The sequence below is a fragment of the Streptomyces sp. LBL genome, from assembly GCF_029893585.1.
Lineage (GTDB): Bacteria > Actinomycetota > Actinomycetes > Streptomycetales > Streptomycetaceae > Streptomyces.
On sequence record NZ_JARXYX010000005.1, the window covers coordinates 226,918 to 248,233 of the forward strand.

Annotated in this window: 19 protein-coding genes; 3 read left to right on the forward strand and 16 right to left on the reverse strand. The window is 68.5% G+C overall.

The window, feature by feature from the left end; translation table 11 throughout:
• Positions 1-157: 157 nt before the first annotated feature.
• Genes nuoN through M2271_RS08175 form a run of 14 tightly spaced genes read right to left on the reverse strand, consistent with a single transcriptional unit; the run spans position 158 to position 16,303 of the window.
• Entirely contained in the window at positions 158-1,807 is a 1,650-nt protein-coding gene (gene nuoN, locus M2271_RS08110; RefSeq protein ID WP_280886416.1) for an NADH-quinone oxidoreductase subunit NuoN, read from the reverse strand.
• Positions 1,804-3,375: an NADH-quinone oxidoreductase subunit M gene (locus M2271_RS08115; protein ID WP_280886417.1), complete on the reverse strand. Its 1,572-nt coding sequence runs from the start codon at positions 3,373-3,375 to the stop codon at positions 1,804-1,806. Before M2271_RS08115 ends, nuoN begins: the two co-directional genes overlap by 4 nt.
• A gap of 5 nt (positions 3,376-3,380) precedes the next feature.
• On the reverse strand, positions 3,381-5,354 hold the full coding sequence (gene nuoL, locus M2271_RS08120; protein ID WP_280886418.1) for an NADH-quinone oxidoreductase subunit L: 1,974 nt from the start codon (positions 5,352-5,354) through the stop codon (positions 3,381-3,383).
• Positions 5,355-5,368: 14 nt separating this feature from the next.
• On the reverse strand, positions 5,369-5,668 hold the full coding sequence (nuoK, locus tag M2271_RS08125; protein WP_004927567.1) for an NADH-quinone oxidoreductase subunit NuoK: 300 nt from the start codon (positions 5,666-5,668) through the stop codon (positions 5,369-5,371).
• The gene (locus tag M2271_RS08130) at positions 5,665-6,528 is read right to left on the reverse strand and encodes an NADH-quinone oxidoreductase subunit J (protein ID WP_280886419.1); all 864 of its coding nucleotides are present in this window, start codon (positions 6,526-6,528) and stop codon (positions 5,665-5,667) included. Before M2271_RS08130 ends, nuoK begins: the two co-directional genes overlap by 4 nt.
• Positions 6,525-7,175 carry an NADH-quinone oxidoreductase subunit NuoI gene (nuoI, locus tag M2271_RS08135; protein WP_280886420.1) on the reverse strand — a complete coding sequence of 217 codons (651 nt, stop codon included), beginning with the start codon at positions 7,173-7,175 and terminating at the stop codon, positions 6,525-6,527. Before nuoI ends, M2271_RS08130 begins: the two co-directional genes overlap by 4 nt.
• The gene (nuoH, locus tag M2271_RS08140; RefSeq protein WP_280886421.1) at positions 7,168-8,532 is read right to left on the reverse strand and encodes an NADH-quinone oxidoreductase subunit NuoH; all 1,365 of its coding nucleotides are present in this window, start codon (positions 8,530-8,532) and stop codon (positions 7,168-7,170) included. The genes nuoI and nuoH overlap by 8 nt, the downstream gene beginning before the upstream one ends.
• Positions 8,529-11,036, reverse strand: coding sequence for an NADH-quinone oxidoreductase subunit G (locus tag M2271_RS08145; protein ID WP_280886422.1), 2,508 nt, complete (start codon positions 11,034-11,036; stop codon positions 8,529-8,531). Before M2271_RS08145 ends, nuoH begins: the two co-directional genes overlap by 4 nt.
• Entirely contained in the window at positions 11,033-12,382 is a 1,350-nt protein-coding gene (gene nuoF, locus M2271_RS08150; protein WP_280886423.1) for an NADH-quinone oxidoreductase subunit NuoF, read from the reverse strand. Before nuoF ends, M2271_RS08145 begins: the two co-directional genes overlap by 4 nt.
• The gene (gene nuoE, locus M2271_RS08155) at positions 12,379-13,302 is read right to left on the reverse strand and encodes an NADH-quinone oxidoreductase subunit NuoE (protein WP_280886424.1); all 924 of its coding nucleotides are present in this window, start codon (positions 13,300-13,302) and stop codon (positions 12,379-12,381) included. The genes nuoF and nuoE overlap by 4 nt, the downstream gene beginning before the upstream one ends.
• The gene (locus tag M2271_RS08160) at positions 13,299-14,621 is read right to left on the reverse strand and encodes an NADH-quinone oxidoreductase subunit D (protein WP_280886425.1); all 1,323 of its coding nucleotides are present in this window, start codon (positions 14,619-14,621) and stop codon (positions 13,299-13,301) included. The genes nuoE and M2271_RS08160 overlap by 4 nt, the downstream gene beginning before the upstream one ends.
• The gene (locus tag M2271_RS08165) at positions 14,618-15,379 is read right to left on the reverse strand and encodes an NADH-quinone oxidoreductase subunit C (RefSeq protein WP_280886426.1); all 762 of its coding nucleotides are present in this window, start codon (positions 15,377-15,379) and stop codon (positions 14,618-14,620) included. The genes M2271_RS08160 and M2271_RS08165 overlap by 4 nt, the downstream gene beginning before the upstream one ends.
• Positions 15,376-15,930 carry an NADH-quinone oxidoreductase subunit B gene (locus M2271_RS08170; RefSeq protein ID WP_016640165.1) on the reverse strand — a complete coding sequence of 185 codons (555 nt, stop codon included), beginning with the start codon at positions 15,928-15,930 and terminating at the stop codon, positions 15,376-15,378. Before M2271_RS08170 ends, M2271_RS08165 begins: the two co-directional genes overlap by 4 nt.
• Before the next feature lie 13 nt (positions 15,931-15,943).
• Entirely contained in the window at positions 15,944-16,303 is a 360-nt protein-coding gene (locus tag M2271_RS08175) for an NADH-quinone oxidoreductase subunit A (protein WP_007383963.1), read from the reverse strand.
• 735 nt (positions 16,304-17,038) lie between these two features.
• Here M2271_RS08175 and M2271_RS08180 point away from each other — a divergent pair.
• A complete protein-coding gene (locus M2271_RS08180) occupies positions 17,039-17,908 on the forward strand; it encodes a C40 family peptidase (protein ID WP_280886427.1) in 870 nt (289 codons plus the stop codon).
• 259 nt (positions 17,909-18,167) lie between these two features.
• On the opposite strand, the gene M2271_RS08185 is transcribed toward M2271_RS08180, so the two are convergent.
• A complete protein-coding gene (locus M2271_RS08185; protein ID WP_280886428.1) occupies positions 18,168-19,457 on the reverse strand; it encodes a geranylgeranyl reductase family protein in 1,290 nt (429 codons plus the stop codon).
• A 97-nt stretch (positions 19,458-19,554) separates the two neighbouring features.
• On the opposite strand from M2271_RS08185, the gene M2271_RS08190 reads away from it, so the two are divergent.
• Both M2271_RS08190 and M2271_RS08195 read left to right on the forward strand, forming a co-directional pair.
• Positions 19,555-20,088 carry a GNAT family N-acetyltransferase gene (locus tag M2271_RS08190; RefSeq protein ID WP_280886429.1) on the forward strand — a complete coding sequence of 178 codons (534 nt, stop codon included), beginning with the start codon at positions 19,555-19,557 and terminating at the stop codon, positions 20,086-20,088.
• Between the two features lie 79 nt (positions 20,089-20,167).
• On the forward strand, positions 20,168-20,521 hold the full coding sequence (locus tag M2271_RS08195) for a PASTA domain-containing protein (protein WP_280886430.1): 354 nt from the start codon (positions 20,168-20,170) through the stop codon (positions 20,519-20,521).
• 85 nt (positions 20,522-20,606) lie between these two features.
• Here M2271_RS08195 and M2271_RS08200 read toward each other — a convergent pair whose 3' ends face one another.
• Positions 20,607-21,308 (reverse strand): demethylmenaquinone methyltransferase, encoded by a 702-nt coding sequence (locus tag M2271_RS08200; RefSeq protein WP_280886431.1) that lies wholly within the window; start codon positions 21,306-21,308, stop codon positions 20,607-20,609.
• Between the last annotated feature and the right edge of the window lie 8 nt (positions 21,309-21,316).

Sequence of the window (21,316 nt, forward strand, 5' to 3'; positions counted from 1 at the left end):
CCACTGCCCCCACGATAGGGGCAGGAACTGACAGCGCCGGAGTTATCCACAGGCCGATGACATACCGCTGGTCCCGCCCGACCCCAGGGGAAGGGCCCCGCCTCCCACAACGGGAACCGAGGCCCTCCTCACCGCACCGCAAAGTCAGCGCACGGGGTCAGCGCACAAAGACCCCCGCCTGGTTCGCCAGGTCGAGGAAGTACTGCGGGGCCACGCCGAGCACCAGCGTCACCGCCACGCCCACCCCGATCGCCGTGGTCGTCAGTGCCGACGGCACCGCCACCGTCGGGCCGTCGGGCCTCGGCTCGCTGAAGAACATCAGCACGATGACGCGGATGTAGAAGAAGGCCGCGATCGCGGACGAGATCACACCGACCACGACCAGCGGGGCCGCGCCGCCCTCCGCCGCCGCCTTGAACACGGCGAACTTCCCGGCGAACCCGGAGGTCAGCGGGATGCCGGCGAAGGCCAGCAGGAACACCGCGAACACGGCCGCCACCAGCGGTGAACGCCGTCCCAGCCCAGCCCACTTGGACAGGTGGGTGGCCTCGCCGCCCGCGTCGCGGACCAGCGTGACCACCGCGAACGCGCCGATCGTCACGAACGAGTACGCGGCCAGGTAGAAGAGGACCGAGGACACACCGTCGGGCGTGGTCGCGATGACACCCGCGAGGATGAAGCCCGCGTGCGCGATCGACGAGTACGCCAGCAGCCGCTTGATGTCGGTCTGCGTGATCGCGACGATCGCACCGCCGAGCATGGTGACGATCGCGACGCCCCACATGACCGGACGCCAGTCCCAGCGCAACCCCGGCAGCACCACGTACAGGATCCTCAGCAGCGCGCCGAAGGCCGCCACCTTGGTGGCCGCCGCCATGAATCCGGTCACCGGCGTCGGCGCGCCCTGGTAGACGTCGGGCGTCCACATGTGGAACGGCACCGCGCCGACCTTGAAGAGCAGGCCCATCACCAGCATCGCGGCGCCGATCAGCAGCAGCGCGTCGTTGCCCATGGTGTCCGCGAGCGCCGGGTCGACCGTGGTGACCGTGCCGTCGACGACCTGCGCGATCTTGGCGTACGACACCGAGCCCGCGTAGCCGTACAGCAGGGCGATGCCGAACAGGGTGAACGCGGAGGCGAAGGCGCCGAGCAGGAAGTACTTGACCGCGGCCTCCTGCGACAGCAGTCGCTTGCGCCGGGCCAGCGCGCACAGCAGATACAGCGGAAGCGAGAGGACCTCCAGCGCCACGAAGAGCGTCAGCAGGTCGTTGGCCGCCGGGAAGATCAGCATTCCGGCGACGGCGAACAGCAGCAGCGGGAACACCTCGGTGGTGGTGAACCCGGCCTTCACCGCGGCCTTCTCGCTGTCGCTACCCGGCACGGACGCGGCCTGCGCGGCGAAGGAGTCGACACGGTTGCCGTGCGCCTCCGGGTCCAGCCGGCGTTCGGCGAAGGTGAACAGGCCGACCAGGGACGCCAGCAGGATCGTGCCCTGCAGGAAGAGGGCCGGTCCGTCGACGGCGATCGCGCCCATGGCCACGATGCCGGCCTTGGTCGTGGCGTATCCGTCGGTGGCGAGTGCCACGACCGCGGCGAACGCGGCGACCAGCGCGACCACGGACACGAACAGCTGGACGTGGTAACGGGACTTGCGCGGGACGAACGCCTCGACCAGCACCCCGAGGATCGCCGCGCCCACGACGATCAAGGTGGGCGACAATTGTGCGTACTCGAACTTCGGCGCGTCGATCTTCGAGATCGGATCGGCCGCGGTTGTCCACAGGCTGTGGACGGCTGTTGCGCTCACTTGGCCGCCTCCACCTCGGGCTGGGGGTCCTTCTTCTGTACATCGGACATGGTCTGCTTGACCGCCGGGTTGACGATGTCGGTGACGGGCTTCGGATAGACGCCCAGGAAAATCAACAGCGCGATCAGCGGAGCCACGACCACCAACTCGCGCACCCGGAGGTCGGGCATCGCGGAGACCTCCGGTTTCACCGGGCCTGTCATCGTCCTCTGGTAGAGGACGAGGGTGTAGAGCGCGGCGAGCACGATGCCGAAGGTGGCGATGATCCCGACCACCGGATAGCGCGCGAACGTGCCGACCAGGACGAGGAACTCACTCACGAAGGGCGCGAGCCCGGGGAGCGACAGGGTCGCAAGGCCGCCGATCAGGAAGGTTCCAGCCAGCAACGGGGCGACCTTCTGCACCCCGCCGTAGTCGGCGATGAGCCGCGAGCCGCGCCGCGAGATCAGGAAGCCGGCGACCAGCATCAGGGCGGCCGTCGAGATCCCGTGGTTGACCATGTAGAGCGTCGCCCCGGACTGCCCCTGGGTGGTCATCGCGAAGATGCCCAGGATGATGAACCCGAAGTGCGAGATCGACGCGTACGCCACCAGCCGCTTGATGTCCCGCTGGCCGACGGCGAGCAGTGCCCCGTAGATGATGCTGATCAGGGCCAGGACGAGGATGACGGGCGTCGCCCACTTCGAGGCCTCCGGGAACAACTGGAGGCAGAAGCGGAGCATCGCGAAGGTGCCCACCTTGTCGACGACCGCCGTGATGAGGACGGCGACCGGGGTGGTTGCCTCCTGCATGGCGTTGGGCAGCCAGGTGTGCAGCGGCCACAGGGGCGCCTTCACCGCGAAGGCGAAGAAGAAGCCGAGGAACAGCCAGCGTTCGGTGTTGGTCGCCATGTCCAGCGAGCCGTTGGCGCGAGCCGCGGCGATCTCCTGGAGGCTGAAGCTTCCGGCGACCACGTACAGGCCGATCACCGCGGCCAGCATGATCAGACCGCCGACCAGGTTGTAGAGGAGGAACTTCACCGCCGCGTACGACCGTTGCGTGGACGCCGTTTCCTCGCCGTGCTGGTGGGCCCGGTCCCCGAAGCCGCCGATGAGGAAGTACATCGGGATCAACATGGCTTCGAAGAAGATGTAGAAGAGGAAGACGTCGGTGGCCTCGAAGGAGATGATCACCATCGCCTCGACGGCCAGGATCAGGGCGAAGAAGCCCTGGGTGGGCCGCCAGCGTTTGTTCCCCGTCTCCAGCGGGTCGGCGTCGTGCCAGCCCGCGAGGATGATGAACGGGATCAGCAGCGCCGTCAGCGCGAGGAGCGCGACCGCGATGCCGTCCACGCCCAGTTCGTAGCGGACCCCGAAGTCCTTGATCCAGGCATGGGATTCGGTGAGCTGGTAGCGGTCGCCGTCCGGGTCGAAGCGCACCAGGACGATCGCGGCGAGGACCAGGGTGGCGAGCGAGACGAGCAGCGCCAGCCACTTGGCGGCGGTGCGCCGGGCGGCCGGTACGGCTGCCGTGGCGACCGCGCCGAGGGCCGGGAGCGCCGCCGTCGCTGTCAGCAGGGGAAAGGACATCGGTATCAGACCGCCCTCATCAGCAGGGTCGCGGCGACGAGGACCGCCGCACCGCCGAACATCGAGACCGCGTACGACCGCGCGAAGCCGTTCTGCAGCCTGCGCATCCGTCCGGAGAGGCCGCCCATCGAGGCCGCCGTGCCGTTGACGACACCGTCGACCAGGGTGTGGTCGACGTACACCAGCGAGCGGGTGAGGTGCTCTCCACCGCGGACCAGGACCACGTGGTTGAAGTCGTCCTGGAGCAGGTCGCGCCGGGCGGCCCGGGTGAGCAGCGACCCACGCGGGGCGAGGACCGGGACGGGACGGCGGCCGTACTGGGCGTAGGCGATGGCGACGCCGACGACGAGGAGGGCCATGGTGGCCAGGGTGACCGTGAGGGCACTGACCGGCGAGTCGCCCTCCGAGTGGCCGGTGACGGGCTCCAGCCAGTGCAGGAAACGGTCGCCGATGCTGAAGAACCCGCCCGCGAACACCGAGCCGAAGGCCAGCACGATCATCGGGATCGTCATGGTCCTGGGCGACTCGTGCGGGTGCGGTTCGGCGTGCTCGCCCTGGTGCTCGGCGGCGGGCTCCGCGCTCGGGGCCTCCGGGGAGCGGGTCGGCTGACGGCGCCACCGTTCTTCTCCGAAGAACGTCATCAGCATCACGCGTGTCATGTAGTACGCCGTGATGGCCGCGCCCAGCAGGGCCGCGCCGCCGAGGATCCAGCCCTCGGTGCCGCCCTTGGCGAAGGCCGCCTCGATGATCTTGTCCTTGGAGAAGAAGCCGGACAGGCCCGGGAAGCCGATGATGGCGAGGTAGCCGAGGCCGAAGGTGACGAAGGTGATCGGCATGTACTTCCTGAGGCCGCCGTATTTCCGCATGTCGACCTCGTCGTTCATGCCGTGCATGACCGAACCGGCACCGAGGAACAGCCCGGCCTTGAAGAAGCCGTGCGTCACCAGGTGCATGATCGCGAAGACGTAGCCGATGGGGCCGAGGCCCGCGGCGAGCACCATGTAGCCGATCTGCGACATGGTCGAGCCGGCCAGCGCCTTCTTGATGTCGTCCTTCGCGCAACCGACGATCGCACCGAACAGGAGCGTGACCGCCCCGACGATCGTGACCACGAGTTGCGCGTCGGGCGCCGCGTTGAAGATGGCGCCGGAGCGGACGATGAGGTAGACGCCCGCGGTCACCATCGTCGCGGCGTGGATGAGGGCCGAGACCGGGGTCGGGCCCTCCATCGCGTCCCCGAGCCAGGACTGCAGTGGCACCTGGGCCGACTTGCCGCAGGCGGCGAGCAGGAGCATCAGGGCGATGCCGGTGAGTGTGGCCTCGGAGGCGTCGCCGACGAGCCCGGGCTTTTCCTGGGTGCCGAGCACCGGACCGAAGGCGAAGGTGCCGAACGTCGTGAACATCAGCATGATCGCGATCGACAGGCCCATGTCGCCGACCCGGTTGACCAGGAAGGCTTTCTTCGCCGCCGTGGCCGCGCTGGGCTTGTGCTGCCAGAAGCCGATCAGCAGGTAGGAGGCGAGGCCGACGCCCTCCCAGCCGACGTACAGCAGGAGGTAGTTGTCGGCGAGGACGAGCAGCAGCATCGCCGCGAGGAACAGGTTCAGGTAGCCGAAGAAGCGGCGGCGCCGTTCGTCGTGCTCCATGTACCCGATCGAGTACAGGTGGATCAGCGAGCCGACGCCGGTGATCAGCAGCACGAACGTCATCGACAGCTGGTCGAGTTGGAAGCCGACGTCCGCCTGGAAGCCCTCGACCGGCACCCAGCTGAACAGGTGTTGGGTGAGCGTGCGGTGTTCGGCTCCCTTACCGAGCAGGTCGGCGAAGAGGATCACGCCGACCACGAAGGACGCGGCGGCCAGGGCCGTGCCGATCCAGTGGCCGACGGCATCCAGTCTCCGGCCGCCGCACAGCAGGACCGCCGCTCCGAGCAGGGGCGCCGCGATGAGCAGCGCGATCAGGTTCTCAGCGTTAGTCACGGTTCAGCGACCCCTTACAGCTTCATCAGGCTGGCGTCGTCGACCGAGGCCGAGTGGCGGGAACGGAACAGCGACACGATGATCGCCAGCCCGACCACGACCTCCGCGGCGGCGACGACCATCGTGAAGAAGGCGATGATCTGGCCGTCGAGGTTGCCGTGCATCCGGGAGAAGGCGACGAACGCGAGGTTGCAGGCGTTGAGCATGAGCTCGACACACATGAACACGACGATCGCGTTGCGCCGGATCAGCACACCCGTGGCGCCGATCGTGAACAACAGGGCGGCGAGGTAGAGGTAGTTGACGGGGTTCACTTCGACGCCTCCTCGGGCCGCTTGTGGTCCGCCGGTACGATCGGGGTGCGTTCCAGGCGCTCCTCGGCGCGCTGCTCCAAGGCCCGCAGGTCGTTGATCGCCTCCTGCGACACGTCCCGGATCTGGCCGCGCTCCCGCAGCGTCTTGCTGACGGTGAGGTCGGACGGGGTGCCGTCGGGCAGCAGGCCCGCGATGTCCACGGCGTTGTGCCGGGCGTACACGCCGGGTGCCGGCAGCGGCGGTAGGTGCTTGCCCTCGCGCACCCGCTCCTCGGACATCTCGCGCTGCGTCTTGGGACGCTCGGTGCGCTCGCGGTGGGTGAGCACCATGGCGCCGACGGCGGCCGTGATCAGCAGGGCGCCGGTGATCTCGAAGGCGAAGACGTACTTGGTGAACATGAGGGCGGCGAGGCCCTGCACGTTCCCGTTCGCGTTGGCCTGGCCGACACCGTTGAACTCCGTGAGGGAGGCGTTGCCGATGCCCGCGAACAGCAGGACGCCGAAGCCGAGCCCGCACGCCAGGGCCAGCCAGCGCTGGCCCCTGATGGTCTCCTTCAGGGAGTCCGCCGCGGTGACGCCGACGAGCATCACCACGAACAGGAACAACATCATGATCGCGCCGGTGTAGACGATGATCTGGACGACGCCGAGGAAGTAGGCGCCGTTGGCGAGGTAGAACACCGCCAAAATGATCATGGTGCCGGCAAGACAGAGCGCGCTGTGCACGGCCCTCTTCATGAAGACGGTGCACAGAGCCCCGATCACGGCGACAGTGCCGAGGACCCAGAACTGGAAGGCCTCACCCGTGGAGGTCGAGTAATCCGCGAGGGACGTGGAGTGGACGGCGAGGTGCGCGGTCATCGGTCGATCACCTTCCCGGACGCCGGTTCGCCCTCACCGAAGGTGGACGCGGCCTCCTGCACCACTTCGCCCTTGGAGAGAGCCACTTGGCGCTCGGTGCCGGCTGCCGCCTCCGTCACCAGGCCCTGGTAATAGTCCTGTTCGTCGGTCCCCGGGTAAATGGCGTGCGGCGAGTCGACCATGCCGTCATCGAGGCCGGCGAGCAGCTGTTCCTTGGTGTAGATGAGGTTGGCGCGGCTGCTGTCGGCGAGCTCGAACTCGTTGGTCATCGTCAACGCGCGCGTGGGGCACGCCTCGATGCACAGGCCGCACAGGATGCAGCGGGCGTAGTTGATCTGGTAGACGCGGCCGTACCGCTCGCCGGGCGAGTAACGCTCCTCGTCGGTGTTGTCGGCGCCCTCCACATAGATGGCGTCGGCGGGGCAGGCCCAGGCGCACAGCTCGCAGCCGATGCACTTCTCCAGGCCGTCCGGATGCCGGTTGAGCTGGTGCCGTCCGTGGAAACGGGGAGCGGTGGTCTTCTGCTGCTCCGGGTACTGCTCGGTCAGCCGCTTCTTGAACATGGCCTTGAAGGTCACGCCGAAGCCGGCCACGGGGTTCTGGAAGCCAGGCTTCGTCTGCCCGGCCTCCTTGGGCTCCTCAGCCATCGGACGCCTCCTTTCCATCCAGAGATCCGTCACTCTGAGTATCGGGCCCACCACTGACAATCAGCTCCCGCTCGCGGCGCGAGCGGCGCCGCGGCACCGGCGGGAGCTCCTGTCCCGGCAGCGGCGGTACGGGGAATCCGCCGGCCATCGGGTCGAACCCTGCCGGTTCCTCGACGGGCTGCTCGGCTGCCTTGGCCTTGTCGCGGAACGTGTCGGCGACGAAGGAGAGCAACAGCAGGACGAGGACACCGCCGGCGACGTAGAGGGCGATGTCGGCGAAGTCGTAGTTCTCGTTCTTGAGGGTCCGCACGGTGGCGACGAGCATCAGCCAGACCAGGGAGATCGGGATGAGGACCTTCCAGCCGAGCTTCATCAGCTGGTCGTAGCGGACGCGCGGGAGCGTGCCGCGCAGCCAGATGAAGAAGAACAGCAGCAACTGCACCTTGATCACGAACCAGAGCAGCGGCCACCAGCCGTGGTTGGCGCCCTCCCAGAAGGTGCTGACCGGCCAGGGGGCCCGCCAGCCGCCCAGGAAGAGCGTGGTCGCCACGGCCGAGACCGTCACCATGTTCACGTACTCGGCGAGCATGAACATCGCGAACTTGATCGACGAGTACTCGGTGTTGAAGCCGCCGACCAGGTCGCCCTCGGATTCCGGCATGTCGAAGGGGGCACGGTTGGTCTCGCCGACCATCGTCACGATGTAGATCAGGAAGGACACCGGCAGCAGCACGATGTACCAGCGGTCATGCTGCTGTTCGACGATCGCGGAGGTCGACATGGACCCGGAGTAGAGGAACACCGAGGCGAACGCGGCGCCCATGGCGATCTCGTAGGAGATCATCTGTGCGCAGGAGCGCAGACCGCCGAGCAGCGGGTAAGTGGATCCGGAACTCCAACCCGCCAGCACGATGCCGTAGATACCGACCGAGGCGACCGCGAGGATGAAGAGCATCGCGATCGGCAGGTCGGTGAGCTGCATCGCGGTGCGCTGGCCGAAGATCGAGATCTCGTTGCCGGCCGGCCCGAAGGGGATCACCGCGATCGCCATGAAGGCCGGGATGGCCGCGACGATCGGCGCGAGGACGTAGACCACCTTGTCCGCGCGTTTGACGATGACGTCTTCCTTGAGCATCAGCTTCATGCCGTCGGCGAGCGACTGGAGCATGCCCCAGGGGCCGTGCCGGTTCGGGCCGATGCGCAGCTGCATCCAGGCGACGACCTTGCGCTCCCACACGATGGAGAACAACACGGTCACCATCAGGAAGGCGAAGCAGAAAACCGCCTTGACGACGACGAGCCACCAGGGGTCGGTGCCGAACATCGAGAGGTCTTCTGCGGCGAGGTACGGGCTCATGCCTCCACCTCCTTGGGAGCTTCGGCGGCGAGCGTCGCCGGTCCGATGCGGACGAGGGAACCGGGCCGCGCCCCGGTGTCGGAGGCGACACCCCCGCCCGCGGAGTTCAGCGGGAGCCAGACCACCCGGTCCGGCATCTCGGTGATGCGCAGCGGGAACTCACAGGCTCCGGCGGGGCCGGTCACGGCGAGCAGGTCGCCGTCCTTCACGCCGGCTTCGGCGGCGGTCGCGGGCGACACGCGCGCGTGGGCCGCGTGCCGCGTCCCGGCGAGCGCCTCGTCTCCCTGCTGGAGGACACCCTGGTCCAGCAGCAGCCGGTGCCCGGCCAGCACGGCCTCTCCGGCGGCCGGTCGCGGCAACGTGGCGGCGTGCTCCAGGGGTTCGGTGGCCCGTGGCCCGTCCCAGGCACCCAGCCGGTCCAGCTCCGCGCGCGTGGTGCGCAGATCCGGCAGCCCCAGGTGTACGTCCATGGCGTCGGCCAGCATCTGGAGCACGCGCGCGTCGGTGGGCGCGAGGCGGCGGGTCATGTGGTCGGGCTTGAGCGCTGCCTCGAAGAAACGCACTCGGCCTTCCCAGTTGAGGAAGGTGCCCGCCTTCTCGGCGACCGCGGCCACCGGCAGCACGACGTCCGCGAGTGCGGTGACCTCGCTGGGCCGCAGTTCCAGCGACACCAGGAAGCCGACCTCCTGGAGTGCCTCACGCGCGCGTGCCGGGTCCGGCAGGTCGTCGACCTCGACGCCCGCGACCACCAGCGCCTGGAGTGCGCCACCGGCGGCGGCCTCCACGATCTGATCCGTGTCGCGCCCGTAGCGGTGCGGCAGTTGCGCCAGACCCCATACCGCGGCGACCTCGTCCCGCGCGCGCGGGTCGGTCGCCGGACGGCCGCCCGGCAGCAGGGTGGGCAGCGCGCCCGCCTCGACGGCACCGCGCTCCCCGGCCCGGCGCGGGATCCACACCAACTGTGCGCCGGTCGCGGACGCTGCCCGTACGGTGGCGGTCAGCCCGCCGGCCACGGCGGCCAGCCGTTCACCTACGACGATCACCGCACCCTCGGTGCGCAGCGCCTCCGCGGCCGCCCTCGCCCCGTCATCCTCCAGACCGACCCCGCTCGCGAGCGCGTCCAGCCACTCGGTCTCGGTGCCGGGAGCGGCCGGCAGCAGCGTGCCGCCCGCCTTCTCCAGACCGCGCGTGGTGTGCGTGGCGAGAGAGAACACCTTCTGCCTGTGCCCCCGCCAGGCCTTGCGCAGCCTCAGGAAGACGCCGGGCGCCTCCTCCTCGGCCTCGAACCCGACCAGCAGAACGGCGGGCGCCTTCTCCAGAGCGGTGTACGTGACGCCCGTACCGTCGAGGTCACGACCCCGTCCGGCGATCCGGGCGGCCAGGAAGTCGGCCTCCTCGGGGCTGTGCACCCGCGCGCGGAAGTCGATGTCGTTGGTGTCGAGCGCCACGCGCGCGAACTTGCTGTACGCGTAGGCGTCCTCGATGGTGAGCCGGCCGCCGGTCAGGACTCCCGTCCGGCCCCGCGAGGCGAGCAGACCCTGGGCCGCGATCTGCAGCGCCTCCGGCCAGGACGCCGGTACGAGCTCACCCTCGGGATTGCGCACCAGGGGCGTCTCGAGCCGGTCCCGCTGCTGCGCGTACCGGAACGCGAAGCGCCCCTTGTCGCAGATCCACTCCTCGTTGACCTCGGGGTCGTCGGCCGCGAGCCGCCGCATGACCTTGCCGCGCCGGTGGTCGGTGCGGGTGGCGCAGCCGCCGGAGCAGTGCTCGCACACCGAGGGCGAGGAGATCAGGTCGAAGGGGCGGGAGCGGAACCGGTACGCCGCCGAGGTCAGCGCGCCGACCGGACAGATCTGGATGGTGTTGCCGGAGAAGTACGACTCGAAGGGGTCGCCCTCGCCGGTGCCGACCTGCTGGAGCGCGCCCCGCTCGATCAGCTCGATCATCGGGTCGCCCGCGATCTGGTGGGAGAACCGGGTACAGCGGGCGCACAGCACGCACCGCTCACGGTCGAGCAGCACCTGCGTGGAGATGGGGACGGGCTTCTCGTATGTCCGCTTCTTGCCTTCGAAGCGGGACTCGGCGTTGCCGTGCGACATCGCCTGGTTCTGCAGGGGACACTCGCCGCCCTTGTCGCAGACCGGGCAGTCCAGCGGGTGATTGATGAGGAGCAGTTCCATCACACCGTGCTGGGCCTTCTCGGCGACCGGCGAGGTGAGGTGGGTCTTCACCACCATTCCGTCCGTGCAGGTGATCGTGCAGGAAGCCATCGGCTTGCGCTGGCCCTCGACCTCGACGATGCACTGGCGGCAGGCGCCGGCCGGGTCGAGGAGGGGATGGTCGCAGAACCGGGGGATCTCGATGCCGAGTTGCTCGGCGGCCCGGATGACCAGGGTGCCTTTCGGCACGCTGATCTCGACGCCGTCGATCGTCAGCGACACGAGATCTTCCGGCGGGAGCGCCGCTTCTCCTCCGCCGGCGGGAGCGTTGGCGGTCACGGTCATGCGTTCACCTCCGTGCGGTCGGCCCAGGCCGTCGACTTGGCCGGGTCGAAGGGACAGCCGCGGCCCGTGATGTGCTGCTCGTACTCCTCGCGGAAGTACTTGAGCGAGGAGAAGATCGGCGAGGCGGCACCGTCGCCGAGGGCGCAGAAGGACTTGCCGTTGATGTTGTCGGCGATGTCGTTGAGCTTGTCGAGGTCGGACATGGCGCCCTTGCCGGCCTCGATGTCGCGCAGCAACTGCACCAGCCAGTACGTGCCTTCGCGGCACGGGGTGCACTTGCCGCAGGACTCGTGGGCGTAGAACTCGGTCCAGCGGGTGACGGCGCGGACCACGCAGGTCGTCTCGTCGAAGCACTGGAGCGCTTTCGTGCCGAGCATGGAACCCGCGGCGCCCACTCCTTCGTAGTCAAGAGGGACGTCGAGGTGCTCGTCGGTGAACATCGGCGTCGAGGAGCCGCCCGGCGTCCAGAACTTCAGCCGGTGACCGGGGCGCATCCCACCGCTCATCTCCAGGAGCTGGCGGAGGGTGATGCCGAGCGGGGCCTCGTACTGGCCGGGGCCGGCGACGTGGCCGCTGAGCGAGTAGAGCGTGAAGCCCGGGGACTTCTCGCTGCCCATCGACCTGAACCAGTCTTTTCCTTTGTGCAGGATCGCGGGAACCGACGCGATCGATTCGACGTTATTCACCACAGTCGGGCACGCATAGAGGCCCGCGACGGCAGGAAAGGGGGGACGGAGCCGCGGTTGACCCCGGCGGCCTTCGAGCGAATCCAGGAGCGCGGTCTCCTCACCGCAGATGTACGCGCCGGCACCCGCGTGCACGGTGAGTTCAAGATTGAGCCCGCTGCCCAGGATGTTCTCGCCGAGATAGCCCGCCGTACAGGCCTCAGCGACGGCCGAGTGCAGCCGCCGCAGGACGGGGACGACCTCACCACGCAGATAGATGAAGGCATGCGACGACCTGATGGCATAACACGCGATGACAATGCCCTCGATGAGGCTGTGCGGGTTCGCGAAGAGGAGCGGGATGTCCTTGCAGGTTCCAGGCTCCGACTCGTCGGCGTTGACAACTAGATAGTGTGGCTTTCCATCCCCCTGGGGAATGAACTGCCATTTCATTCCCGTGGGGAATCCCGCACCGCCGCGGCCGCGCAGACCGGAGTCCTTGACGTACGCGATCAGGTCGTCAGGCGACATGGCGAGCGCCTTGCGCAGGCCCTCGTATCCTTCGTGCCTTCGGTAGACGTCCAGAGACCAGGACCTGTCCTCGTCCCAGAAGGCCGACAGCACGGGTGCGAGCAGCTTCTCGGGGCTGGTGTCTTTCAGTTCGGCTGCCAAGGTCATCACTCCCCCTCCTCGGCGGCGGGCCCTGCCGTATCAGCAGGGCGGGGCGAAGCCCCTCCATCACGGGCGGTGGTGGGCGACGGGTGGGCTGGGTCGGAGGCCGACGTGTCCTGTGGCGCGTCGTGTGAGCTCAGGTGCTCGGTGGGCGACGGCTCGTGCACTGCCCCGTCCTGGGGTTCGTCGTGCGGACCGCCGTCGCGCGGATGGACCACGCGCGCGGGTGCGGCCTCTCCTCTGGCCAGGCGGAGGCCCACCAGCGAAGCGGGTCCCGCACTGACGCTTGCCTCGACGGCCCCGGGCCGCTCGTCGGGGAAGCCGGCCAGGATCCGTGCGGTCTCCTTGAAGGTGCACAGCGGTGCCCCGCGCGTGGGCTGGACGGGCCTTCCCGCGCGCAGGTCGTCGACGAGGCGCTTGGCAGTGGCCGGGGTCTGGTTGTCGAAGAACTCCCAGTTGACCATCACCACCGGCGCGAAGTCGCAGGCCGCGTTGCACTCGATGTGCTCCAGGGTGACCTTGTTGTCGTCGGTGGTCTCGCCGTTGCCGACGCCCAGGTGCTCCTGGAGCTCCTCGAAGATCTCGTCGCCGCCCATCACCGCGCACAGGGTGTTGGTGCAGACGCCGACCTGGTAGTCACCCGACGGCCTGCGCCGGTACATGGTGTAGAAGGTGGCGACCGCGGTGACTTCGGCCGTGGTCAGGTCCAGCGTGTCCGCGCAGAACTTCATCCCGGTGCGCGTGACATGGCCCTCCTCCGACTGCACGAGATGCAGCAACGGCAGGAGCGCGGACCGGGAGTCGGGGTAGCGGGCGATGATCTCGCGCGCGTCGGTCTCCAGCCGGGCTCGGACGTCGTCCGGGTAGGCGGGTGCGGGCAGTCCGGGCATGCCCAGGCTGACGCCCCGCTCCGAAGAAGAGGTGGTCACCGGTCGACGCCTCCCATCACGGGGTCGATGGATGCGACGGCGACGATGACGTCGGCGACCTGGCCGCCCTCGCACATCGCCGCCATGGCCTGCAGGTTGGTGAAGGACGGGTCCCGGTAGTGGACCCGGTAGGGGCGGGTGCCTCCGTCGGAGACGGCGTGCACCCCGAGTTCACCCTTGGGCGACTCGACGGCCGCGTACGTCTGTCCCGGCGGCACGCGGAAGCCCTCGGTGACCAGCTTGAAGTGGTGGATCAGGGCCTCCATGGAGGTGCCCATGATCTTCTTGATGTGGTCGAGGGAGTTGCCGAGGCCGTCCGGGCCCAGGGCGAGCTGGGCGGGCCAGGCGATCTTCTTGTCGGCGACCATGACCGGGCCGGGCTGCAGCCGGTCCAGGCACTGCTCGACGATCCGCAGGGACTGGCGCATCTCTTCCAGACGGATCAGGAAGCGGCCGTAGGCGTCGCAGGTGTCGGCGGTCGGGACATCGAAGTCGTACGTCTCGTAGCCGCAGTACGGCTGGGTCTTGCGCAGGTCGTGCGGCAGGCCGGTGGAGCGCAGGATCGGGCCGGTGGCGCCGAGGGCCATGCAGCCGGCCAGGTCGAGGTAGCCGACGTCCTGCATACGGGCCTTGAAGATGGGGTTCCCGGTGGCGAGCTTGTCGTACTCCGGAAGGTTCTTCTTCATCTTCTTCACGAACTCGCGGATGTGGTCCACCGCGCCGGGCGGCAGATCCTGCGCAAGGCCGCCGGGGCGGATGTACGCGTGGTTCATCCGAAGGCCCGTGATGAGCTCGTAGATGTCGAGAATCAATTCACGATCACGGAATCCGTAGATCATGATCGTGGTGGCGCCGAGCTCCATGCCGCCGGTGGCGATGCACACCAGGTGCGACGAAAGCCGGTTCAGCTCCATGAGGAGCACGCGGATGATCGTGGCCCGGTCGGTGATCTGGTCCTCGATGCCGAGGAGTTTCTCGACGGCGAGACAGTAGGCGGTCTCGTTGAAGAAGGACGTCAGGTAGTCCATGCGCGTCACGAACGTGGTGCCCTGTGTCCACGTGCGGTACTCGAGGTTCTTCTCGATGCCGGTGTGCAGGTAGCCGATGCCGCAGCGGGCCTCGGTGACCGTCTCACCGTCGATCTCGAGGATCAGGCGGAGCACCCCGTGGGTGGAGGGGTGCTGGGGGCCCATGTTGACGACGATGCGCTCGTCGTCGGCACGGGCCGCGGACTGGACGACCTCGTCCCAGTCGCCACCGGTGACCGTGTAGACGGTGCCCTCGGTGGTCTCCCGAGGGGAGGCGTGCGAAGTGCTCATGAGTACGACCTCCGCTGGTCCGGAGCCGGGATCTGGGCGCCCTTGTACTCGACGGGGATCCCGCCGAGGGGGTAGTCCTTGCGCTGCGGGTGGCCCTGCCAGTCGTCCGGCATCATGATCCGCGTCAGGGCCGGGTGACCGTCGAAGACGATGCCGAAGAAGTCGTAGGTCTCCCGCTCGTGCCAGTCGTTGGTCGGATAGACGGGGACCAGGGACGGGATGTGCCGGTCGGTGTCCGGGGCGCTGACTTCCAGGCGGATCAGCCGGTTGTGGGTGATCGAGCGCAGGTGGTAGACGGCGTGCAGCTCGCGTCCCTTGTCGTGCGGGTAGTGGACCCCGCTGACGCCCGTGCACAGCTCGAAGCGCAGGGCGGGGTCGTCGCGCAGGGTGCGGGCGACCCGGACCAGGTGCTCACGTTCGATGTGGAAGGTGAGTTCGTCGCGGTCGACGACCGTCTTCTCGATCGCGTTGTCGGGCAGGAGCCCCTGCTCCTCCAGTGCGCCTTCCAGTTCGTCGGCGACCTCGTCGAACCAGCCGCCGTAGGGCCGGCTCGCCGGTCCCGGAAGGCGGACCGAGCGGACCAGGCCGCCGTAGCCGGAGGTGTCGCCGCCGTTGTTCGCGCCGAACATGCCGCGCTGGACGCGGATCTCCTCACCGCCCTCGCCGCGCCGGCCGGGGAGGTTGTCGGCGCCGAGGTCCTTTTCGGGGTTCACCCCGTTCGCCCCGCCCGCGCCTGTGGTGCCGTTCGCGTCACTCACCGCAGCAGCCCCTTCATCTCGATCGTCGGCAGGGCCTTGAGCGCCGCTTCCTCCGCCTCCCGGGCCGCCTCCTCGGCGTTCACGCCGAGCTTGGAGGTCTGGATCTTCTGGTGGAGCTTGAGGATGGCGTCCATCAGCATCTCCGGCCGTGGCGGGCAGCCGGGGAGATAGATGTCGACCGGGACGACGTGGTCGACGCCCTGAACGATGGCGTAGTTGTTGAACATGCCGCCCGAGGAGGCGCAGACCCCCATGGAGATCACCCACTTGGGGTTCGGCATCTGGTCGTAGACCTGCCGCAGCACCGGCGCCATCTTCTGGCTGACCCGGCCGGCGACGATCATGAGGTCCGCCTGGCGCGGGGATCCGCGAAAGACCTCCATGCCGAAGCGGGCCAGGTCGTATCGGCCGGCGCCGGTGGTCATCATCTCGATGGCACAGCAGGCGAGGCCGAAGGTGGCCGGGAAGACGGACGACTTGCGCACCCAGCCCGCGGCCTGCTCGACGGTGGTCAGCAGGAAGCCGCTCGGCAGCTTTTCTTCGAGTCCCATGGCTAAAGGCCCCTCAGTCCCATTCCAGGCCGCCGCGCCGCCATACGTACGCGTACGCGACGAAGACGGTGAGCACGAAGAGCAGCATCTCGACGAGCCCGAAGACACCCAGGGCGTCGAAGGTGACGGCCCAGGGGTAGAGGAAGACGATCTCGATGTCGAAGACGATGAAGAGCATCGCCGTCAGGTAGTACTTGATGGGGAAGCGCCCGCCGCCGGCCGGCGTGGGGGTCGGCTCGATCCCGCATTCGTAGGCCTCGAGCTTGGCCCGGTTGTACCGCTTCGGACCGATCAGCGTGGCCATGACCACGGAGAAGATCGCAAAGCCTGCCCCGAGGGCTCCCAGTACGAGGATGGGCGCATATGCGTTCACCGCTCCCCGCTCCTCTCAGTCGGCACTGACTGCTGGCGATGGCATCGGACTCACATCCGTCTCACGCGCCCGACGAACCCCGCTCGTCCTGGCGAAGATCGAGAACATGTGAAGCAGGTCACAAGCCCAACTGATGCGCATCTTATGCCCGCCGGTCTGTGATCTGCGACACGGGGTATTGGACAAGCTTTGTGATCTCCACCACCCGATGAAGGATCATGAAGTCGGATGAGCGGTGACCTTCACACAAGAAGCGTCCGAGTGGTCACGAGAGGTGACATTTCCGCTCGTCAGCGCAGCTCGAGAAGGGCCTCTCCATATCAAGAGGCTTCCCTTGCATGCAAATTGGCGCTGGACGGGAGCGCTTGATAATGCGCGCATTCACACAGCAGATGCAGGGGTTGTGTGGATGTGGATGTGTGCACACGTTCACAAGCGGGTCCTGCCCGTGACCCCCTCGACACCGGTCCGTGATCCACACACGGAAGACGGCCGACCTCGCCACCGCCACATGACCTCCGTCACATCAATGAGGGGCGTCCGGGGAGCAAGCTTGGCCACCGACCGCAACAGATGGTATGCGGAGGGCAATTAGGGCGTAACGATGAAAGTCCATGATCACAGGCCTGATGATCTGTGCCCGCAATGTCCGTTACGGCGTCAATAAAGGACGCCACACGCGGCGTTCGGGGGCCCCATTGAACAACTGTGGCGCACCACACGTTTCTTGAAGGTATGGAGGAGCCCCTGATACCGGTTGTTCTCATGTCCCACACCGCTCACATACGCAGCCACCGGAAACCCCGCCGCAGCGCGTCGACCATCGCGATGCGGGCCGGAGTTGCCGGTGGCGTCCTCAGCACCCTGGCAGTCGCCGGGGCGTCCGGCGCGGCGAACGCCGCCGAGCCGGTGACGCAGACCCTGGAACTGCCCACCCTGACGGCCGACCTGGGCAGCCAGATCGCGGAGTCCGCCGACGCCACCCAGCAGGCGGCGGCGAACTATCAGCTGCAGGCCGAGCGTGACGCGGCCGCCGCGAAGGCCGCGAAGCAGGCCAAGGCGGACCTCGCTGAGGCGAAGAAGAAGGCGGAGGCCAAGAAGAAGGCCGCGCAGGAAGCGGCCCGCCAGGAAGCTGCCGATCGCGCGACCCGCAGCAGCGAGCGGACCACGCTCTCCGCCGCCAGCAGCCCCAGCAGCAGCACCAGCACCAGCACCAGCACCACGACGACGACCGCCTCCGCGCCCGCCAGCGGCAGCGTCGCGACGGTCATCGGCTTCCTCAAGGCACAGGTGGGCGACGCCTACGTCATGGGCGCCACCGGCCCCAACGCCTGGGACTGCTCCAGCCTCGTCCAGGCCGCGTTCCGGCAGGTCGGGGTGGACCTGCCCCGCGTCTCCCAGGACCAGTCGATGTCCGGCACCGATGTCTCGCTGTCCAACATCCAGGTCGGCGACATCCTCTACTGGGGCGGCAAGGGCTCGGCGTACCACGTGGGCGTCTACATCGGTGACGGCCAGTATCTGGACGCGGCCAACCCGTCCAAGGGCGTCGTCATCCAGGAGCTGTCCGGGTACCCGGCGTCGGGCGCGGTGCGCGTGCTCTGAACCGAGCCGCGCACACCGTACGAAGTGAGGGCCGCTGCCGCTCGGGGCAGCGGCCCTACCCGTGCGTGCTACCCGAGGGCCGTGCGTGCTACCCGAGGACCGAAGGTGGGGGGCAGGCCGAGCCGGTACCCGCTGAGGCCAGAGACGCCGACGGCAGCGCCAAGGTCGGCGACGCGCCTGCGCGCTGCGGCAGGTGGCGGACCGGCGGGAAGAGGTCGTCGCCCGCCGGGCCGCCAAGACGGCCGCGCTCAGCGGCTGATCACGCCTTCGGCGCCACCTTGCTGAGCCCGTTGATGATGCGGTCCATCGCGTCGCCGCCCGTCGGGTCGGTGAGGTTGGCGAGCATTTTCAGGGTGAACTTCATCAGGACGGGGTGGGTCAGCCCGCGCTGGGCCGCGATCTTCATGACCTTCGGGTTGCCGATGAGCTTCACGAAGGCGCGGCCCAGGGTGTAGTAGCCGCCGTAGGTGTCCTTGAGGACCCGCGGGTAGCGCTGGAGGGCCAGTTCGCGGCCCGCGGGCGTGGACCGGGCATGGGCCTGGACGATGACGTCGGCGGCGATCTGGCCGGACTCCATGGCGTAGGCGATGCCCTCGCCGTTGAAGGGGTTCACCAGGCCGCCGGCGTCGCCGACCAGCAGCAGACCGCGCGTGTAGTGCGGTTGGCGGTTGAAGGCCATGGGGAGAGCCGCGCCGCGGATCGGGCCCGTCATGTTGTCGGGGGTGTAGCCCCAGTCCTCCGGCATCGAGGCGCACCAGGCCTTCAGGACCTCGCGCCAGTCCAGCTCCTTGAAGGAGTCGGAGGTGTTCAGGACGCCCAGGCCGACGTTGGAGGTGCCGTCGCCCATGCCGAAGATCCAGCCGTAACCGGGGAGGAGACGGTCCTCGGCCCCGCGGCGGTCCCAGAGTTCCAGCCAGGACTCCAGGTAGTCGTCCTCGTGGCGCGGGCTGGTGAAGTACGTACGGACCGCGACGCCCATCGGGCGGTCCTCGCGGCGGTGCAGGCCCATCGCCAACGAGAGCCGGGTCGAGTTGCCGTCGGCCGCGACGACCAGCGGCGCGCGGAAGGTGACCTCGCGCTTCTCACCGCTATCGCCGAGCTTGGCGTGGACTCCGGTGATGTGGCCGGTGCGGTCGTCGACGATGGGCGCGCCCACGTTGCAGCGCTCGTACAGACGGGCGCCCGCCTTCTGCGCCTGGCGGGCGAGCTGCTCGTCGAAGTCGTCGCGCTTGCGGACGAGGCCGTAGTCCGGGAAGGAGGCAAGTTCCGGCCAGTCGAGCTGCAACCGCACACCCCCGCCGATGATCCTGAGGCCCTTGTTGCGCAGCCAGCCGGCCTCCTCGGAGATGTCGATCCCCATGGCCACGATCTGCTTGGTGGCACGCGGGGTGAGGCCGTCGCCGCACACCTTCTCGCGAGGGAACTCGGTCTTCTCCAGCAGGAGCACATCGAGTCCGGCCTTGGCGAGGTGGTACGCGGTGGTGGAGCCGGCTGGCCCCGCGCCGACGACGATCACGTCGGCGGTGTTTTCGGAGAGGGGCTCGGTCACGGCGGGATCTCCCCAGGTTCGGAATATGCGTGCCGACCGGCACTGGACATGGGCAGTCTATTCAGCAGAATTGATCACCCGGCTGAAGGGTTGCCCCGTGAACCGAGCTCTCCCCGTAGTACGGCTGCGTGTCCCGACCGACGAGGACGCCGTGGCATGGCATCGGGTCTTCGCCCACCCGGACGTCATGGAGTTCCACGGCGGCAGGATCGCGGAGCTCTCGGTCTACGAAGAGCTCACCGCGCGCCAGCGCCGGCACGACGCCGAGCGGGGTTTCTGCCTGTGGACCATGCTCGACGAGTCCGGGCAGGTCATCGGCTTCACCGGGGCCCAGCCGTGGGAGCGGGCGTGGGGCCCCAAGGGCGAGATCGAGATCGGCTGGCGGCTCGGGCGGGAGTACTGGGGCCGGGGTTACGCGACCGCCGCGGCGGAGCTGACGCTGGAACGGGTCAGAGCGGCGGACGTGCCGAGCGTGGTCGCCATGGTCGACGCGCGCAACACCCGGTCCGTCGCGGTCGCCAAGCGGCTGGGCATGCGTCTCGCCGAGGTGTTCCGGACCTCGGCGCCCCAGCGTGAGGGGCACTGTTACCGGCTCGACCTGAAGGACCGGACAGTCGCCGACAGTAACTGACTGTCACAGAAGGGTATGTGGCTCTTCCGGGGGCGCCGGGGCCGGGTTTACCCTGCCAGTACCGCTGGGGGTGACATCTGTGCGCATAACACCCAAGTCTCCCGAAGTGCGAGTGCCGAAGCTCATCGGGCTGATGGCCATGGACGCACGCGAGACAGCCGCGTCGGGCGGCGTACTGCTCGCCGCGCCCGACCGCCCCGACTTCCCTCACACTGTCGTCGACTATGTCGTACGGCAGTACCCACCACCCGGAGTCGAGGTGCCGCGCGGGGCCGTGGTCACCGTCTGGTTCGACTTCGGCGACGGGGAGGGCGGCGGAGGCTCAGGCGTGCACGAGCCACGGCTCCCGCGTCCGGGCGGAGGTGGCATGCAGCGCGAGCTCGACGAGCCGGGAGGTCCCTACGCCGCCGCCGGGTTCGGGTCGCTCTACTGACCGGCGACCGCCGGCCGCCTGGTCACCGACTCCTTCGCCGAGCCGTTCGTCGACCCGTTCGTCGACCAGTTCGTCGACCAGTTCGTCAGTGACCGCCGGGCTTGAAGCCCCGGTGGAGCGCCACGATCCCGCCGGTCAGGTCGCGCCAGGCCACCTTCGACCAGCCGGCCTGCTGCAGTCGCTGGGCGAGTGCGGGCTGGTCGGGCCAGGCGCGGATGGTCTCGGCGAGATAGACGTACGCGTCGGGGTTGGAGGACACCGCGCGCGCGACCGGCGGCAGGGCACGCATCAGGTACTCGGTGTAGACGGTCCTGAAGGGCGCCCAGGTCGGGTGCGAGAACTCGCAGATCACCACCCGGCCGCCGGGCTTGGTCACCCGGTACATCTCCCGCAGGGCGGCGTCGGTGTCCTGCACGTTGCGCAGCCCGAAGGAGATGGTGACGGCGTCGAAGGTGTCGTCCTTGAAGGGCAGCTTCGTCGCGTCGCCGGCGGTGAACGGCAGCCACGTGTGCTTGCGCTTGCCGACCTGGAGCATGCCGAGCGAGAAGTCACAGGGGACGACGTACGCGCCGGTGCGGGCGAAGGGCAGCGAGGACGTGGCCGTCCCGGCGGCCAGGTCCAGGACCTTCTGCGCGGGGCGGGCGTCGACGGCTTTGGCGACCTCTCTGCGCCACACCCGGTCCTGGCCGAGCGAGAGCACGTCGTTCGTCAGGTCGTACCGTTCCGCCACGTCGTCGAACATCGAAGCGACTTCGTGCGGCTGCTTGTTCAGGGAAGCGCGGGTCACGGGCCCAT

What these genes read in the sequence shown, in the direction of transcription:
- M2271_RS08170 (WP_016640165.1), bottom strand. Translation starts at nt 15,930, where the DNA reads ATGGGACTCGAAGAAAAGCTGCCGAGCGGCTTCCTGCTGACCACCGTC.
- M2271_RS08145 (WP_280886422.1), bottom strand. Translation starts at nt 11,036, where the DNA reads ATGACCGTGACCGCCAACGCTCCCGCCGGCGGAGGAGAAGCGGCGCTC.
- nuoI (WP_280886420.1), bottom strand. Translation starts at nt 7,175, where the DNA reads ATGGCTGAGGAGCCCAAGGAGGCCGGGCAGACGAAGCCTGGCTTCCAG.
- M2271_RS08160 (WP_280886425.1), bottom strand. Translation starts at nt 14,621, where the DNA reads ATGAGCACTTCGCACGCCTCCCCTCGGGAGACCACCGAGGGCACCGTC.
- M2271_RS08115 (WP_280886417.1), bottom strand. Translation starts at nt 3,375, where the DNA reads ATGTCCTTTCCCCTGCTGACAGCGACGGCGGCGCTCCCGGCCCTCGGC.
- nuoH (WP_280886421.1), bottom strand. Translation starts at nt 8,532, where the DNA reads ATGAGCCCGTACCTCGCCGCAGAAGACCTCTCGATGTTCGGCACCGAC.
- M2271_RS08180 (WP_280886427.1), top strand. Translation starts at nt 17,039, where the DNA reads ATGGAGGAGCCCCTGATACCGGTTGTTCTCATGTCCCACACCGCTCAC.
- M2271_RS08130 (WP_280886419.1), bottom strand. Translation starts at nt 6,528, where the DNA reads ATGACCGCGCACCTCGCCGTCCACTCCACGTCCCTCGCGGATTACTCG.